Here is a 17,100-nt window from a genome sequence, read left to right on the forward strand (position 1 = left end):
GCGCGCTTTGGCGCGTCGTTCAGATGGCATCCCGATCACGGTCCACCGGCCTTGCGCGCAGACGCGGGGCCGGCGGGTGTTTGCACACTGAAGTAGGGGACGTTTCAGATGCAGAAGATAGTGAAGAAGACTTCCATCGCGCTCGGCATCGCCGCAGTCGCGGCGATCGCCGGTGCGAGCGTACTGAGCCTGCGCTGGGGCGGCGCGGACGCGGTTTCGACCGGCGGCGCGCCGCCGCCGGCGCGCAAGTCCGCCAACGCGGTCAGCGAATACCAGCGTTACATCGTGGTCTACCGCGAAGCGCCGCTGAGCACCTACCAGGGCGACGTGAAGGGGCTGCCCGCGCCGCAGCGGCTGGCCGAAGCGGCCGGCCTGCGCGCCGCCGGCGAAGGCGGCGCGCGCATCGACGTGCACAGCGCCGCCGCGCGCGGCTACGTGGACTACCTCGGCCGCGTCCAGGCCAGCCACGAACGCAAGATCGACGGCCTGCTCGGCCGCAGCATGAAGGTCGAACACCGCCTGCGCCACGCGCTCAACGCAGTGGTGACCGAACTGACCCCGGCCGAAGCCGCGCGGATCTCGCGCCTGCCGGAAGTGCGCATGGTCAGTCCCGACGTGCTGCTGCCGCTGCACACCGACGTCGGCCCGCAGCTGATCGGCGCGCCCGCGCTGTGGAACGCGACGCCGACCAATTTCCGCGGCGAAGGCGTGGTCGTCGGCATCATCGACACCGGCATCAACTTCGGCAGCCCGTCGTTCGCCGCGGTCGACGACAGCGGCTACCACCACATCAACCCGCTCGGCGCCGGCACGTACCTGGGCACCTGCGCGCCCGGCGGCGTCGACGAGGGCCGCTGCAACGACAAGCTGATCGGCGGCTACGATTTCGTCTGCGAGGATCCGGGCAACGCCTGCGCGAACGCCAACTATCGCGAGGAGCCCGGCTTCGGCGACACCAACGGCCACGGCAGCCACACCGCCTCGACCGCGGCCGGCAACGCCCGCACCGCCAACTTCAAGGGCCGCGACATCCGCATTTCCGGCGTCGCGCCGCACGCCAACATCGTCGCCTTCGACGTGTGCTACACCAACCTCGCGACCGGCCAGGGCAGCTGCCCGGGGTCGTCGTCGGTGCGCGCGGTCGATCAGGCCATCGCCGACGGCGTGGTCGACGTGCTGAACTTCTCCATCGGCGGCGGCCAGGATCCGTGGGGCGACGCGGTCTCGCTGGCCTTCCTCAACGCCACCGACGCCGGCATCTACGTCGCCGCGTCGGCCGGCAACGACGGCCCCGGCCCGAACACGCTGAGCCACAACGAACCGTGGGTCTCCACCACCGCCGCGGCCCAGCACGGGCGCGGCGATTTCGTCCTGCTGATGCAGCTCACCGGCCCCGGCGCGGTGCCGCCGGCGCTGCAGGCGATCCAGCTGGTCGAAGGCAACAGCGGCACCGCCTTCGCCGCCGCGCTGCCCAACGACACCCCGCTGCGCATCAGCGCCGGCATCGACACCGCCGCCGACGGCTGCGCGGCGTTCCCGGCCAATGCGTTCCAGAACGCGATCGCGGTGATCCGCCGCGGCACCTGCAGCTTCACCATCAAGGTGCAGAACGCGACCGCCGCCGGCGCGCGCGCGGTGCTGATCGCCAACAACGCCGAAGCGGCGATCTCGCCGAGCGTGGCCGGCACCACCATCCCGACCTTCGGCGTGCCGCTGTCGATCGGCAACGCGATCCGCGACTTCGGCAACGGCAGCGGCAACACCGCCACCGCCGGCGTCGGTTATCCGCCGACGCCGCTGCCGAACACGCCCGACGTGCTGGCCGGTTTCAGCTCGCGCGGCCCGGCCGGCAATTTCGACCTGGTCAAGCCCGACGTGACCGCGCCGGGCGTCGCCATCCTCGCGGTGAAGTCCGGCACCACCCTCACCGGCAACGAGAACCTGGTCGACCTCGACAGCGGCACCTCGATGGCCTCGCCGCACCAGGCCGGCGCCGCCGCGCTGATCCGCCAGGCGCGCCCGAACTGGACCGTGGCCGAGATCAAGTCGGCGCTGATGATGACGGCCAAGCAGGAGATCTTCAAAGAAGACGAAGTCACTCCCGCCGATCCGCTGTCGATGGGCGCCGGCCGCATCCAGATCGATCAGGCGATCAAGGCCGGCCTGTTGCTCGACGAGACCAAGGCCAACTTCCTCGCCGCCGATCCGCTGGCCGGCGGCAGCCCGTCGTCGCTGAACCTGGCCAGCCTGGGCAAGTTCAACTGCACCGGCTCGTGCACCTTCACCCGCACCTTCCGCAATGCCTTGAGCACGCGCCAGAGCTGGACGCTCAAGGCGCAGGGCGTAACCGCGCTGGTCACCCCGTCGACGCTGGCGTTGAATCCGGGCGAGAGCAAGGCGGTCAAGATCACCGTCAGCGGCGGCTCGCTGCCGGCCACCGGCGCGTTCGCCTACGGCAAGCTGGTGGCGACGCCGTCCGGCGGCAACACCGCGCAGCCGATCCTCAACCTGCCGATCGCGGTCGCCCTGCAGCCGGCCAAGCTCGCTCTGGAGCCGGCGCAGATCGCGCTGAGCGTCCCGGCCGGCGGCACCGGCAGCGCCAACTTCCGCATCCGCAACCTCGGCGGCGGTTCGTTGGACTACCAGATCGACAACACCGGTTCCGGCGGCCGCACCCTGGTCGCGCAGGGGATCGATCCGGAGCGCAACGGCTACTACGGCAGCCGCTTCAGCAACGGCGGCACCGCTCCGCGCGCTTCGATGGTCGCCGACGACTTCGTGCTGAGCGATCCGACCACCATCAGCAACATCGTCGCCAACGGCTTCGTGCTCGGCGGCGGCGCGCTGGCGGCGCAGAACGTGGATTGGTCGATCTTCCGCGATGTCGGCGGCAACCCCGAAGGCAATCCGGAGACCACGCCGAACCTGGCCGTGTGGAACTACCGCGCTGCGCAGAACTCGGCCGGCGTGACCATCCAGGCCGGCACGATCCGTCTGAACCTGGCCGCGGCCGGGCAGAACGTGACCCTGCCGGCCGGCCGTTACTGGCTGGTGGTGTCCCCGCGCACGCCGATCGCCACGGCCTGGGCCTGGTTCGGTTCGCCCAGCGGCGACGGCCAGTACCGCTCGATCGCGGTCGCGGCCAACGGCACCGGCGCCTGGAGTGCGTTGGACCCCGCTGAGGAAGGCCACAACGGTCTGGCGTTCGGCATGCAGGTGTCCAACGCCTGCGGCGGGACCTGGGTCGGCGCGCCGAACCGCGCGTTCGGCCGTATCGCCGGCAACGGCGGCTACGACACCCAGGTGCAGATCAGCGCCGCCGGCCTCGCCCCGGGCAACTACTCCGGTTACGTCTGCGTCGCCAGCAACGATACGACCCAGCCGAAGGTCGCCATGCCGATCAAGCTGACCGTGACCCCGGCGCCGTAACCGCGCGGCGCGACCGCCGCTACGCCGGCCCCGCAACGCAACGGCCCCGCCGTTGCGTTGCGCGCGGCGCGGCCGCGGCGGCGCGCGCGCATCGCGCCATGCACTCGCAGGCACGGCCGCGCGACGCGTTCGCGCGGCACGCGCCCCGACACCCGAATTCTGGAGAACCACTTTGAATACTCTGCACAAGACGCTTCTCGCCGTGGCGCTGTCGCTGGCGACCGGTTACGCCTGGGCCGGCGATACCTGCCAGACCGACGACGGCACCGGCACGATCGGCAGCAACGGCGCCAACGCGGCCGGCGGCGACGCCATCGCCTGCGGCAGCGGCGCCGATGCGGCCGGCAACGGCAGCAGCGCGATCGGCGCCAACAGCAGCGCCGGCGGCGGCAGCGCCACGGCCGTCGGCAACGCCAGCGCGGCCGCCGGCGAACAGAGCACGGCCATCGGCGCCGGCGCGCAATCCAGCGGCGATTTCAGTTCCGCCCTCGGCGCCGGCGCCAGCGCCAGCGCGACCGGCGCGCTCGCCATCGGCCCCGCCAGCAGCGCGTCGGGCGAACAGAGCACGGCGATCGGCGTCGGCGCCAACGCGACCAACGCCAACAGCAGCGCGATCGGCGACGGCAGCAGCGCCACCGCCGATTTCGCCGCCGCGTTCGGCTCCAGCGCCAGCGCCAGCGGCCAGTCCGGCGTCGCCGCCGGCGTCGCCAGCAGCGCCGCCGGCGTCAACAGCGCGGCGTTCGGCGCGCAGAGCTCGGCCGGCGCCGACAACGCCAGCGCGATCGGCGCCAACAGCTCGGCCAGCGCGGCCAATTCGGTCGCGCTCGGCGCCGGTTCGCTCGCCGACCGCGCCAACGCGGTGTCGATCGGCGGCGCCGGCGCGGAGCGCCAGCTGATCAACCTCGCCGCCGGCACCGCCGACACCGACGCGGTCAACGTGTTGCAGCTCAACACCCTGGCCGGCGCGCTCGGCGGCGGCGCCAGCTACGCCGGCGGCACCTTCGTCGCGCCGACCTATTCGATCCAGGGCGGCAGCTATCGCGATGTCGGCGCGGCCTTCGCCGCGGTCGACGGGCGCCTGACCGATCTGTACGGCAAGGTCGCGGCGATTCCGGCCGGTCCGCAGGGCCCGGCCGGTCCGCAAGGCCCGCAAGGCCCGCAGGGTCCGGAAGGCCCGGGGTCGCCGCTGGCGGCCAGCTACGACGACGCCTCCAAGAGCACCATGACCCTGCAGGGCGCCGGCGGCACGCGCGTGGCCAACGTCGCCAACGGCACCGCGCCGACCGACGCGGCCAACGTCGGCCAGGTCCAGGCCGGCGATGCGGCCACGCTGCGCAGCGCGAACGCGTACACCGACCAGCGCGTCAACCAGATGCTGGCCGCGCCGACCGAAGCGATCAACCGCCTGCGCGAAGACATGGAATGGAAGCTGCGCAAGCAGGACCAGCGCATCGACCGGATGGGCGCGATGACCGCGGCGATGGTGCAGATGTCGGCCAGCGCCTCGGGCCTGCGCACCCAGAACCGGGTCGCGGTCGGCGCCGGTTTCCAGGGCGGCGAGCAGGCCTTGTCGATCGGCTACCAGCGCGCGATCAGCGACCGCGCGACCTTCACCGTCGGCGGTGCGTTCAGCGACAGCGAAAGCTCGGCCGGCGTCGGTCTGGGCTTCGGTTGGTGAGGACGGACGCAGTGCCTTGACGGCCTGCATGCTCGCGAAAACGGCGCCCTCGGGCGCCGTTTTTTTTGTGTTCGCAACGTCGGATCGCCGAGACGCCCATCGCGGCGCCCGCGCCGCCGCCTCGCGCGGCCGCGCGCGCGCCGCAACCGCGCATGCGCCGGATTTCGCCGGCGCTTGCGGAATCCTGGGCCGAGCGCCGACGGCCTGGCGATTCGCGTTCGAACGAAAGCGCAACCGCAAGACCGCTACGGACTCATGCGGCCGCGCCGTTGCGCGAAATCAAACCGCCGCCAGCTGCAACAGGCGCGCGAGTTCCTGCGCCTGCGTCTTGCTGAGCCTGTAAGGCACCATGCTGACGGCCAGCGGAGCCTTCGAAACGACCGAGAGCGCTACGAAGTGTTCGCCGTCGGCGGCCTCCATGCGGAAGACGTTCAAGATCTGCGACAGCACGGCCGATCGGTTCAATTCGACTTTTCCGAGCTCGCGCTTGATGGCGCCGCCGAGCATCGCGCCGGTCAGGCTGCCATGCCGGGCATAGCGCAGGATGAAGTAGGCCAGCACGCCGAGCACGATCAACGGAACCAGAACGTCCATGCAAAACTCCTCGGGGGTGGCGGTGTCGTAACGATGCCGGCGGCGCGTCGGACGTATCCGGGCTGCGCGAAAGAGTGCACGACGAGCCGGGCATTGTCATCGCCGTCGCCGGGTCCGCGCCGGCCGGATCGGGCAGCGCGACGGCGACGCGCGCGATGGATCGATGCGCTTGCGCTCGCGTTGCGCGAAGATCGCTGCCGCGCGCAGTCGAGCAATGCACGGCGAATCGTCGCGATTCGCGACGGCTGCGTCCAACGACTGCGCGATACGAAGCATCATCGATGCATGAAAGATGCAGTCTGTCGTCGTCGCCGTTTAGCCAAATGAAGTTTCATGTGCGCAACATGCTGCACTGCGTTATGTAACCAAATGCGATTTGTGCGCGCGGTCACGTCGAAATCTTCCCGCCTCTTGCAGTGTTCGGCGTGGGTAGGAAGGTTCGGCCCGGCACGGTCCAGTGTGCGGGCACGGTGGCAGGAGCGATCGGCCGATGCGTTAGCGCGCATCGGTTCACGGACGACGCCCGATCACGCGGTCCCTCCCTGGCCCGACCTCGAACCGCGACCTGCCTGTTGACAGGGGACAGGCGTGGGGCGGTTTCTTCGCGAACGATACGTGGAGGACCTCTCAATGCCCAACGCAAAGAATCGCTTGACCCTCGCCATCGCGCTCGGCCTGACCGGATTGACGGCGCTCGCCGCCGCTGCCGCGGTCGGCGGCTTGAACAACAACGCGAGCAGCCAAAGCACCGCAGTCGGCGGCGCGCCGGCACCGCAACGCGCCGCCGCCGACACCCGCGGCGAACGCTATCTGGTGCTGTACCAAGAAGCGCCGCTGAGCACCTACAACGGCGAAGTGGCCGGCTTGGCCGCGCCGCAACGCCTGGCCGGCGCGCAGAACGCCAACAGCGACGCCGCGCGCGCGGCCGGCGGCGGCAGCGCGCGCGTCGACGTACGCAGCGCGCAGGCCAGCAAGTACCTCGGCTATCTCGATAAAGCCCAGCGCACGCACGAAAGCGGCATCGCCGCCGCGCTCGGCCGCGGCCTCAAGGTCGAGCGGCGCATGCGCCACGCGGTCAACGGCGTGGTCACCCAGATGAGCGCCGCCGAAGCCGCGCGCGTGGCCAAGCTGCCCGGCGTGGCGCTGGTCGAGGCGTACCACGAGTATCCGGTCGCCACCGACGTCGGCCCCGCGCTGATCGGCGCGCCGGAACTGTGGAACGCCAAGCCGGGCAAGTGGCGCGGCGAGGGCGTCGTCGTCGGCATCCTCGACACCGGCATCAACTTCGGCAGCCCGGCGTTCGCCGCGATCGACGACACCGGCTATCGCCACCGCAATCCCAACGGCGCCGGCAACTACCTCGGCACCTGCGCGCCCGGCGGCGTCGACGAAGGCCGCTGCAACGACAAGCTGATCGGCGGCTGGGACTTCGTCTGCGGCGAGCCGGCCAACACCTGCGGCGTCGCCGGCATCCGCGAAGAGCCCGGCTTCGGCGACACCAACGGCCACGGCAGCCACACCGCCTCGACCACCGCCGGCAACGCCTGGACCGCGAACTTCAAGGGCCGCAACATCCGCATCTCCGGCGTCGCCCCGCACGCCAACATCGTCGCCTACGACATCTGCTACACCAACACCGTCACCGGCCAGGGCCTGTGTCCGAACGTGTCGGCGGTGGCGGCGATCGACCAGGCCATCGCCGACGGCGTCGACGTCATCAACTACTCCATCGGCGGCGGCCTCAACCCGTGGGGCGAAGCGGTGTCGCTGGCGTTCCTCAACGCGTCCGACGCGGGCATCTTCATCGCCACCTCGGCCGGCAACAGCGGCCCCGGCGCGAACACCACCGGCCATCGCCAGCCGTGGACCTCGACCACCGCCGCGACCACCCACGGCCGCGGCAATTTCGCCTCGCTGTTGCAGATCACCGGGCCGGGTTCGGTGCCGGCGGACCTGCAGGCGATCCAACTGACCGAAGGCAGCGGCGGGGTGGCGTTGTCGGCGTCGATCCCGAACAGCACGCCGGTGCGGATCAGCGCCGGCATCGACGCCGCCGACGACGGCTGCGCCGGTTTCGCCCCGGGCGCGTTCGCCGGCGCGATCGCGGTGGTGCGCCGCGGCACCTGCAACTTCTCGATCAAGGTCAACAACGCCGCGGCGGCCGGCGCGGTCGCGGTGGTGATCGCCAACAACCAGCCGGCCGCGACGACCCCGAGCGTGCCGGGCACGACGGTGCCGGCGTTCCTGGCCGGCCAGGACGACAGCAACGCGCTGCGCGATTTCGCCGCCGGCAACGGCAACGTCTCCACCGGCGGCATCGGCTATCCGCCGACGCCGATTCCGAACACGCCCGACGTGCTGGCCGCTTTCAGCTCGCGCGGCCCGGCGGTCGGCCTGAACCTGATCAAGCCCGACGTGGCCGCGCCCGGCGTCAGCATCCTCGCGGTGCTCGCCGGCACCACCGTCAGCGGCAGCGAGAATCTGGTCGGCCTGCTCAGCGGCACCTCGATGGCCTCGCCGCATCAGGCCGGTTCGGCGGCGCTGCTGCGCCAGGCGCGTCCGGACTGGACCGCGGCGGAGATCAAGTCGGCGCTGATGATGACCGCCAAGCAGGAAGTGTTCCGCGAGGACGGGGTGACCCAGGCCGATCCGTTCGACACCGGCTCCGGCCGCATCCAGGTCGATCAGGCGGTCAACGCGGGGCTGGTGCTCAACGAGACCACCGCGCGCTACCGCGCGGCCGATCCGGCCGCCGGCGGCGATCCGGCCACGCTGAACCTGGCCAGCATGGAGCAGAGCGCCTGCACCAACGCCTGCACCTTCAAGCGCAGCTTCCGCCACGCCCAGCGTCCGGCCGAGCTGTGGCTGGCGCAGGTGCAGGGCGTGGACGGCATCGCGTTCCCGCCGGTGTTCGCCTCGGTGCGCGGCAGCAACACGCCGGTCAACGTGCTCGTGCTCAGCCGCAAGTACGCGGCCGACGGCAGCTGGCACTTCGGCCAGTTGCAGCTCAAGCCGTTGCTGAGCCGCAAGTCGCCGACCCTGCACCTGCCGATCGCGGTGTCGGTGCCGGCGCCCGCGCCGGCGCCGGACGCGCCCAAGCCGACCGCCGTGGTGACCGGCAGCGCGATGCCGGTCGGCGACGGCGAGAGCGCGCGCTGAGTCGCGCCGCGGCCGGTCCGTGCGCGGGCCGGCTGCGGCGACGTGTATCGAGCGACAACCGAAGCCCCCGGAAACGGGGGCTTCGGCTTTTAGCGGGAACCGGCGGCGCTCGGCATCGCCGGGATCGATCAGCCCAGTTCTTGCGCGAGTCCGATCAGGATGCCTTCGGGGCCGCGGATATAGCAAAGGCGGTACGACCGCTCGTACTGCACGACTTCGCCGACCAGTTGCGCGCCGCGCGCCGTCAGCCGTCGCAGGGTTTCGTCGAGGTCGTCGACGGCGAACATGACGCGCAGGTAGCCCAGCGCATTGACCGGCGCATTGCGGTGGTCGGCGATCACCTGCGGCGCGAGGAAGCGCGACAGCTCGATCCGGCTGTGGCCGTCGGGCGTGCGCATCATCGCGATCTCCACGCGCTGGTCGCCCAGGCCGGTGATGCGCCCGGCCCATTCGCCCTCGACCAGGCCGCGGCCTTCGAGTTCGAGGCCGAGTTCGGCGAAGAAGTCGACCGCCGCCGAAAGGTCTTCGACGACGATGCCTACGTTGTCCATCCGCTTGAGCGTCATGCGCAGTCTCCTGGATCGGGCGGTCAGTCTAACCGCGGGCGTCGCGGATGCTGCGACGCCAGGATCGGCGCGGCGGCGATGCGTCCGCCGTCGGGGCGGGGACGGGCGCGTACGCACGGTTGCGCCGGCCGCGCCGCGCCGACGCCGGCGCGCCGGCTCACCACTCGCGCCAGGGCTCGGTCGGGTCGTCCTCGCCGCGCAGCGCGCCGATCTCGGCCAGCGCGCCGCGGATCAGTTCGCACAGGCCTTCGCGCTGGTCGGTCTCGATCAGGTTGTAGCGGCAGCGCGCGTTGAGCGCGTTGAGCGCGCGCACCGCCTGTTCCACCGCCGCGCGCGCGCTGCGGTCCAGCGCCGCGGGCGAGGGCACCCGCTCGCCGTCGCCGGCGACGTTGCGCAGGCTGGCCAGGAAGCGTTCGAGGATGCGCTCGCATTCGTCGATCTCGGCCGCGCCGTAGCCGGCGTCGGCGCCGTCCTGGGCGACGTCCTCCATGAAGCTGCGCATGCCGTCGAGAATCTCGTGCTTGAGCTCGACGTAATCGTTGGTCTCCACCTGCACCCGTTGCCTCCCTCGCCGTTGCGGCCCGCGCGATCGATCCTATCGGCGCGACATTGCAGGCGAAGGAAAGCCCACCGTGCCGCGGTCGCGGCCGCGGTGTGACCGCCGTCGCCGCGGCGTCGCCGCGCGCCGCCCGTCGCGCGGCCGCGCCACCCCCGCGCCGGCGCTTGCTAGACTGCCGGCGCCGGCCGCGCATCGCGGCGCGGCCGTTTGGAAGCCGACCGTCACCTCCACCGCGACCGTCACCGTCCCGACACCGCCGTGCAAAAACCCGCCACGCCCGCCAACGAAGCCCAGCGCCTGCAGGCGCTGCGCAGCTACGACATCCTCGACACCCCGCCGGAACGCGACTTCGACGACCTGGTCGCGATCGCCGCGGCGGTGTGCGACGTGCCGATCGCCTTGGTCAGCCTGATCGACGAGCAGCGCCAATGGTTCAAGGCGCGGCTGGGCCTGGGCGCCGCGCAGACGCCGCGCGAACTGGCGTTCTGCGCGCACGCGATCCTGAGCCCGGACCGCCCGCTGATCGTCCCCGACGCGCGCGACGACGCGCGCTTCGCCGACAACCCGCTGGTGCTCGACGATCCCAATATCCGCTTCTACGCCGGCGCGCCGCTGGTGACGCCGGGCGGCGAAGCGCTGGGTACCCTGTGCGTGATCGACACCCGCCCGCGCGAGTTGCCCGAGCGCCAGCAGCAGGCGCTGACCGCATTGTCGCGGCAGGCCTCGCGGGCGATGGAGCTGCGCCGGGTCAGCCGCGCGCTGGCGCGGCAGTTGCAGGAAAGCGATTGGTACGAGCGCCGCCTGCTCGACTACCAGGGCGAGCTCGAAGCCAGCCACGCCGCGTTGCAGGCCAGCAACGCCGACCTCACCGCGCTGACCCGCACCGACGCGCTGACCGGGCTGCCGAACCGGCGCGCGTTCGCGTTGGCGATGGAGCAGGCGGTGGCGCGCAGTGGGCAGGCCGCGCCGTTGCAGGTGGCGATGCTCGACATCGATCATTTCAAGACCATCAACGACGTGCACGGCCACGCCGAGGGCGACCGCGTGCTGCAGACCGTGGCCGACACGCTGCGGCTGTACTCGGCCGGGCCCAACAGCGTGGCGCGCTACGGCGGCGAGGAATTCCTGATGCTGTTCGAAGCGCCGCTGCACCAGGCGCTGGTGCAGTGCGAGTTCGTGCGCGAAGCGATCGCCAACCTGCCGCTGGGCCTGCCGCTGACGGTCAGCATCGGCCTGGCCGGCTACCGCGCCGGCGAGGACAGCGCGGCGACGTTCGCGCGCGCCGATGCGGCCTTGTATGCGGCCAAGCGCGGCGGGCGCAACCGGGTGGTGTTGGCCGAGCCGGAGTGAGCGCTGCGCGGCGGGCGGACTTGCGCAGTTGTGGGAGGGCCTTCAGGCCCGAGGCTGCGCGCCCGGATCGCCGCGACCTGAGCGAACAGCCTCGGGCCTGAAGGCCCCCCACAACGTCGGTTGAAGCTTCGCCGCACCGTTGGCGAAGCCCGCACCGCAAGCTTCAGCGATAGATCCGCTCGCGTTCGGCCTGCAAGCGCTGGCGCAGGTATTCGTCGCGGGTCAGTCCATCGGGAAACTGCCGCATCTTCATGGTGTCGGCGACGATCTGCGCTTCGCTGCGCTTGTACGCCTGGAACTTCGGATCGTGCGCCTGCTGCTCGGCCCAGGCCTGCTCGCGCTGCTGCGCCTGGGCTTTGTAGCGCTGGGCCAGGCGCTGCACCATCAGCGCCTGTTGCGCCTCGTCGGGCACGGTGGCCTGGATCAGGCCGACCCGCAGCAGCATGGTTTCGCCGGCCGACAATTCGTCGGCCTGCTCGTAACGTTCGACCTGCGCCTGCAAGGCCTGCGCGCGGCGTTCGCGCTCGGCCGGGCCGAGGGTCTTGGCCTCGCGGAAGAACCGCTTGGCTTCGTCCTGGAATTCGCGCCGCTGCTGGAACTGCCGCCCCTGCGGCGTGGCCAGCATCGCGTGCAGGGTGGCGCCGCCGCCGGCATCGCCGCCGGCCTGCGCCAGCGGCGCGGCCTTGGCGCCGCCTGCGGCGCCCGGTCGCCAGCCCAGGCTGACCGCCGCGGCGAAAGCCGCGACGGTCAGGGCCAGGCCGAGCATGACGGTGTTGCGCTTCATGCCGGCGCTCCGGTCACAGCAGCTGGTCGACCAGCCAGTACAAGAAGTTGAACGGTTTGGCCTTGTCGGCCGCATCGCTGCTCTCGCTGGCGTCGAGCACCTTGCCGTTGCCGTCCAGCACCGAGTCGATGAAGTTCTTCAACTGCAGGTTCTGCGCCTGCACGTCGCCGTTCTTGAAATCGACGATGGTGGTGCAGTGGCTCTCGTTGAGCGCGCGGTACTGCGGGAAATAGCCGCCGAAGTTGTCCAGCGTGTTGAGCCGCGCCGACAGGCGCTGGGTGTCGGTGCCCCATTTGGCGTGGATCAGCGCTTCCTTCGCGGCCTGGTTCGGCGCCTGCTGGATGTCGTCGTGGAAACGCTCGTAGGAGTACGAGGAGTAGTTGAGGTCCTGCCAGAAATGGGTGTGGCCGAGGCGGTCGCCGCCGTACTTGGCCGACAGCGCCGGATAGATCGAGCCCAGTTCGTTGAGATCCATTTGCGGCAGGCCGGCGGCGAGGAACTGCAGCGGGCCGTTCGGCGCGTCCAGGCCCCACACGTCGCGGATCTTGGTCATCAGCGGCTGCGAGGGGTACTCGGCCGGGTTGCCGTTCTTCGGGGTCGGGAAGATCGGGCCGGAGTCGTCGATCAGGAAGCCGTTGGTCGGCGCGATGTTGCTGCGGAAAGTGTCGTAGGAAATCAGGCTGCCGGCGCCGCCGGCGCTGCAACCGGTGTTGAGCATCTGCCCCGGCCGCGGCAGGTTGTCCTTGAGCCAGGAAATCACCGCGCGGCTGTTGCGCAGGCCGTTGTGGTGCCACACCAGCGGCGGCTTCTGCCCGCTGGGATCGTCGTACACCGCGACCTTGTCGCCGCTGTAGATGTCGCCGGTGCAGTAGGGCACGTAGACCATGTTCCAGCCCTGGGTCTTGACCGCGTCGAACGGGCTGACCCGGGTCACGAATGGGCTGACCAGGCTGGCGCCCGGGTTGAGCAGCTTCATGTAGTCGTCGGGCACGCCGTTGGGATTGCGCGCGCCGCGCACGCCGGTGGCGCCGGTGCAGCTGGCGTAATCCCAGCACGCGCCGCCGCCTTCCATGTAGATGATGGTGTTGGTGGTGTTGGGCACGCGGTTGACGAAGATCTTGTACGGCGAACCGTTGCCGCAGATCGCGCCGGTTTCGGCCGGCAGCTGCACCGTCTGCCATTGGTAGTACGCGCCCGGGTCGAAGCCGTCGGCGCGCGCGGCGTCGCGGCTCAGCAGCGGGTAGTGGCCGGTGCGTTGTTGCGGCTGCACCTTGTTGTCCGCCTTGGGCGGGGAAAACAGGTTGCGCAGCGTCTGGAAAAATCCGTAATCGCCCTGTTCGGCCTGCGAGGGCAGGCTGGATAACGCGACGGCGCCGCCCACCAGGGCGACGGCGACGTAACGGCTCAATGCGGCCATGAGTCCTCTCCTGTGATCGTCATGAAGGCAGAGCGAAACGCGCTTCCGGCGCGTGCTAGGGCGTGCGCGCGGCCGGTTCCTCTCCGTACTGCAGCGTCTGGATAACGGCGCGGAGCGGGCGGGGTCAATCGGCGGCGCGGGAGTTTGCCCGCGCGCGGGAAGATTGGCCGCGAATGGGGCCGCGGCTGGCCGTTATTGCCCCGCTGGCGGGGGTGCGGGAGCGCGTTGTGCGGCGCGGGTTCGTGCGCTGCACCATGTGACCGCTATCGATGAATTCGGCGGTGGAGGCTGCGTTGCGGTGCGGAGGTTTCGTCGCAGGTGCGTTGCCGCGGCTCGCGCCGCAGGGGCTCCGGCGGACACGTATCCCGACTGTAGGAGCGGCGCGAGCCGCGACCGCGCCAATCCAACTACGACGAAGCGAACGCCGCTACTCGCCCGGCACCGCTCCCGCCGTCGCCGCCGACGACGCGCGCTGGCGCGCCAGCAACGCCTCGCGCCGGGCGATATACGCGTTCGACCCGAGAATGATCGCCGCGCCGATCACCGTGTAGCGGTCCAGGCCTTCGCCGAACCACAGCCAGCCGGCGATCGACACCAGCGGCAATTGCACGAAGCTGATCGGCGTCAGCGCCGAGACTTCGCCGAGCTTGAGCGCATGCGTCCACAGCACCTGCCCGCCGGTGCCGAACACGCCGGCGGCGACGATCCAGACCCAGGCCGTGCCCTGCGGCCACTGCCACACGAACAGGGCCGGGATCAGCGACATCGGCACCCAGAACGAATAGGTGTACAGGACGATGGTGTTGGCCGAATCGACCTTCGACAGCTGCTTGATCTGGATCGCGATGACCCCGCCGAGCACCGCCGCGGCCAGCGCGGCGAGGCTGTCGACGGAGAACTCGGTCGAGCCCGGCCGCACGATCACCAGCACGCCGACGAAGCCGGCGGCGACCGCGGCCCAGCGCCGCGCGCGCACCTGTTCGTGCAGGAACAGCGCCGCGGCGATGGTGACGAAGATCGGCGTCGAATAGGTCAGCGAGATCGCCTGCGCCAACGGCAGATGGCCGATCGCCCAGAACCCGCACAGCATCGAGACGATGCCGATCGCGCAGCGCACGAAGTACTTGGGCAGCTGGCGCGTGCGCAGTTCGGCGCGGCGCGCGCTGAGCAGCAGCGGCAGCACCGCCAGCAGGCCGAACAGGTTGCGGAAGAACGCGACTTCGAAGGTGTGCAGCGACTGCGAGGCCAGGCGGATGGCGATCGCCATGACCCCGAAGCTCAGCGTGCTCGCCAGCATCAGGCCGGCGGCGCGCATCGGTTGCGTCGGTGGGGGCGTCGCGGCGGGCGCGGCCGCGCTCACCAGCGCGCGCCGACGATGCGCGGTTCGGGTTCGATCGCCACGCCGAAGCGCGCGCGTACCGATTCGGCGATGCGCCGGGCCAGATCGAGCAACTGCGCGCCGCTGGCGCCGCCGTGGTTGACCAGCACCAGCGCATGCGCGGCGGACACGCCGGCGTCGCCGTCGCGATGGCCCTTCCAGCCGCAGGCGTCGATCAGCCACGCGGCCGAGAGCTTGCGCGTGGCCTCGCCGTCGCCGCGGAACGCCGGCATCGACGGATGCTGCGCCAGCAAGGCCTCGGCCTGCGCCGCCGGCACGATCGGGTTCTTGAAGAAGCTGCCGGCGTTGCCGAGCACGGCCGGGTCGGGCAGTTTGCGCTGGCGGATCGCGATCACCGCCTCGGCGACCTGCGAAGGCGTCGGCGCGTGGATGCCGCGCGCGGCCAGTTCCTCGCCGATGCCGGCGTAGTCGAGCTTCGGCGCGGCACGGCGCGGCAGCGCGAACTCGACCGCGGTGATCAGGAAACGGTCGGCTTCGCGCTTGAACAGGCTGTCGCGGTAGGCGAACGCGCAGGCGGCGTTGTCGAAGCGGTGCCATTGCCCGGTCGCCGGCTCGTAGGCCTCGACCGCGTGCACGAACTCGCGCACTTCCACGCCGTAGGCGCCGATGTTCTGGATCGGCGAGGCGCCGACGGTGCCCGGGATCAGGGCCAGGTTCTCGAGCCCGGCGTAGCCCTCGGCCAGGGTCTGCATGACGAAGCCGTGCCAGACCGTGCCGGCGTCGGCGCGCACGATCGCGCGTTCGCCGTCGCCGTCCAGCGCGCGCACCGCGCGGCCGCTGAGTTCGAGCACGGCGCCGTCGGGATCGCCGGCGAACAGCAGGTTGCTGCCGCCGCCGATCGCCAGCGCCAGCCCGTCGCGCAACGGCGGCGCGGCCAGCGCTTCGGGCAGGGCGTCGGCGCTGTCGACCGAGACCAGCCACGGCGCGCGCGCGGCGACGCCGAAGGTGTTGCGCGATTGCAGCGGCGCATCGCGCACGATGCGGACATTCGGGCTCATGCGCGCTGGGACCGGGCGTTGGCGTGGGAAAGCGGAATGGCGGCGGCTCGGGGCGTTCGGCTAGGGCGACGGCTCAGATCTGCGGCGGCACGTGGCCGCGGCTCGGGGCTTCCTTGCGCCGGCGGATCGCGTCGACGCATTCGCCGATCAGCGCCGGGCCGCGGTAGACCAGGCCCGAATAGACCTGCACCAGGCTCGCGCCGGCGGCCATCTTGGCGGCCGCGTCGGCGCCTTCGAGGATGCCGCCGACGCCGATCATGGGAATGGTTTCCGGCAGCCGCGTGCGCATCTTGCGCAGCACCGCGGTGGCCTGGGCCAGCAGCGGCCGGCCCGACAGGCCGCCGGCCTCGCCCGCGTGCGGGCTGCCGTCGACGCCGTCGCGCGCGACCGTGGTGTTGGTGGCGATGACGCCGTCGACCTGCAGCTCGCTGAGCACGCGGCTGGCGGCTTCGATGTCGTCGTCGCTGAGGTCGGGCGCGATCTTGACCAGCATCGGCACGCGCCGGCGCTCGCGCGCGGCGAACTTCTCCTGCGCCTCGCGCAGGCTGCCGATCAGGCGGCGCAGCGACTGCTCCTCCTGCAATTCGCGCAGGCCGGCGGTGTTGGGCGAGGAGATGTTGACGGTGATGTAGTCGGCGAGCGGATAGACCCGTTCCAGGCAGTGCAGGTAATCGCGCTCGGCCTGTTCGTTCGGGGTGTCCTTGTTCTTGCCGATGTTGATGCCGAGCAGGCCGCCGCCGCGGCGGCGCGCCTTGGACACGTTGCGCACCAGCGCGTCGACGCCTTCGTTGTTGAAGCCCAGGCGGTTGATGACGGCCTGCTGCTCGGGCAGGCGGAACATGCGCGGGCGCGGATTGCCTTGCTGCGGGCGCGGAGTGACCGTGCCGACTTCGACGAAGCCGAAGCCCAGCGCCAGCAGCGCGTCGATGTGGGCGCCGTTCTTGTCCAGGCCGGCGGCGAGGCCGACCGGGTTGGGGAAGGTCAGGCCCAGGGTCTTGGTCGGCAGCGGCTTGGGCGCGCGCGCCACCAGCGGGTTGAGACCGCTGCGATAAGCGGTTTCCAGCGCCGTCAGGCCAAGGCCGTGGGCTCGTTCTGCGTCCAGTCCGAAAAGGAAGGGTCGGGCGAGGCTATACACGAGTTCGGCGGGGACGGCTCGGGCGGGGGACG

General features: G+C 71.1%; 12 protein-coding genes and 1 pseudogene. 4 read left to right on the forward strand and 9 right to left on the reverse strand.

Annotation, left to right across the window (positions count from 1 at the left end):
* Positions 1–108: 108 nt before the first annotated feature.
* Together JHW38_RS25030 and JHW38_RS25035 are read left to right on the forward strand one after the other, a co-directional pair.
* Complete coding sequence (locus JHW38_RS25030) at positions 109–3,429, forward strand: S8 family serine peptidase (protein ID WP_207523966.1); 3,321 nt, start codon at positions 109–111, stop codon at positions 3,427–3,429.
* 172 nt (positions 3,430–3,601) lie between these two features.
* Positions 3,602–5,107, forward strand: a complete 1,506-nt coding sequence (locus JHW38_RS25035; RefSeq protein ID WP_207523967.1) for a YadA-like family protein — start codon at positions 3,602–3,604, stop codon at positions 5,105–5,107.
* Positions 5,108–5,386: 279 nt separating this feature from the next.
* Here JHW38_RS25035 and JHW38_RS25040 read toward each other — a convergent pair whose 3' ends face one another.
* Positions 5,387–5,701 carry a hypothetical protein gene (locus JHW38_RS25040; protein ID WP_207523968.1) on the reverse strand — a complete coding sequence of 105 codons (315 nt, stop codon included), beginning with the start codon at positions 5,699–5,701 and terminating at the stop codon, positions 5,387–5,389.
* A gap of 630 nt (positions 5,702–6,331) precedes the next feature.
* Between JHW38_RS25040 and JHW38_RS25045 the strand changes: the two are divergent.
* Positions 6,332–8,785: pseudogene (locus JHW38_RS25045) on the forward strand (S8 family serine peptidase); the annotation flags it as partial.
* Positions 8,786–8,988: 203 nt separating this feature from the next.
* On the opposite strand, the gene JHW38_RS25050 reads toward JHW38_RS25045, so the two are convergent.
* Positions 8,989–9,426 (reverse strand): VOC family protein, encoded by a 438-nt coding sequence (locus tag JHW38_RS25050; protein ID WP_207523970.1) that lies wholly within the window; start codon positions 9,424–9,426, stop codon positions 8,989–8,991.
* 157 nt (positions 9,427–9,583) lie between these two features.
* Positions 9,584–9,982, reverse strand: coding sequence for a hypothetical protein (locus JHW38_RS25055; RefSeq protein ID WP_207523971.1), 399 nt, complete (start codon positions 9,980–9,982; stop codon positions 9,584–9,586).
* 261 nt (positions 9,983–10,243) lie between these two features.
* Between JHW38_RS25055 and JHW38_RS25060 the strand changes: the two genes are divergently transcribed.
* Entirely contained in the window at positions 10,244–11,335 is a 1,092-nt protein-coding gene (locus JHW38_RS25060; protein ID WP_207523972.1) for a GGDEF domain-containing protein, read from the forward strand.
* Here JHW38_RS25060 and JHW38_RS26130 read toward each other — a convergent pair.
* The 6 genes from JHW38_RS26130 to JHW38_RS25085 form a co-directional block, all read right to left on the reverse strand.
* Positions 11,227–11,490, reverse strand: coding sequence for a DUF6053 domain-containing protein (locus JHW38_RS26130; protein ID WP_428995277.1), 264 nt, complete (start codon positions 11,488–11,490; stop codon positions 11,227–11,229). The two genes, JHW38_RS25060 and JHW38_RS26130, sit on opposite strands and share 109 nt — an antisense overlap.
* Positions 11,491–11,498: 8 nt before the next feature.
* Complete coding sequence (locus JHW38_RS25065; RefSeq protein ID WP_207523973.1) at positions 11,499–12,119, reverse strand: hypothetical protein; 621 nt, start codon at positions 12,117–12,119, stop codon at positions 11,499–11,501.
* Between the two features lie 13 nt (positions 12,120–12,132).
* Positions 12,133–13,536 carry a pectin acetylesterase-family hydrolase gene (locus tag JHW38_RS25070; protein WP_207523974.1) on the reverse strand — a complete coding sequence of 468 codons (1,404 nt, stop codon included), beginning with the start codon at positions 13,534–13,536 and terminating at the stop codon, positions 12,133–12,135.
* Between the two features lie 427 nt (positions 13,537–13,963).
* Positions 13,964–14,851, reverse strand: coding sequence for a DMT family transporter (locus JHW38_RS25075; protein ID WP_207523975.1), 888 nt, complete (start codon positions 14,849–14,851; stop codon positions 13,964–13,966).
* Positions 14,852–14,892: 41 nt separating this feature from the next.
* Positions 14,893–15,933 (reverse strand): UDP-N-acetylmuramate dehydrogenase, encoded by a 1,041-nt coding sequence (murB, locus tag JHW38_RS25080; RefSeq protein ID WP_207523976.1) that lies wholly within the window; start codon positions 15,931–15,933, stop codon positions 14,893–14,895.
* Positions 15,934–16,006: 73 nt separating this feature from the next.
* The gene (locus JHW38_RS25085) at positions 16,007–17,068 is read right to left on the reverse strand and encodes a quinone-dependent dihydroorotate dehydrogenase (RefSeq protein ID WP_207523977.1); all 1,062 of its coding nucleotides are present in this window, start codon (positions 17,066–17,068) and stop codon (positions 16,007–16,009) included.
* Positions 17,069–17,100: the final 32 nt, after the last annotated feature.

The sequence above is a fragment of the Lysobacter enzymogenes genome, assembly GCF_017355525.1.
In the GTDB taxonomy this organism is placed as follows: domain Bacteria; phylum Pseudomonadota; class Gammaproteobacteria; order Xanthomonadales; family Xanthomonadaceae; genus Lysobacter; species Lysobacter enzymogenes_C.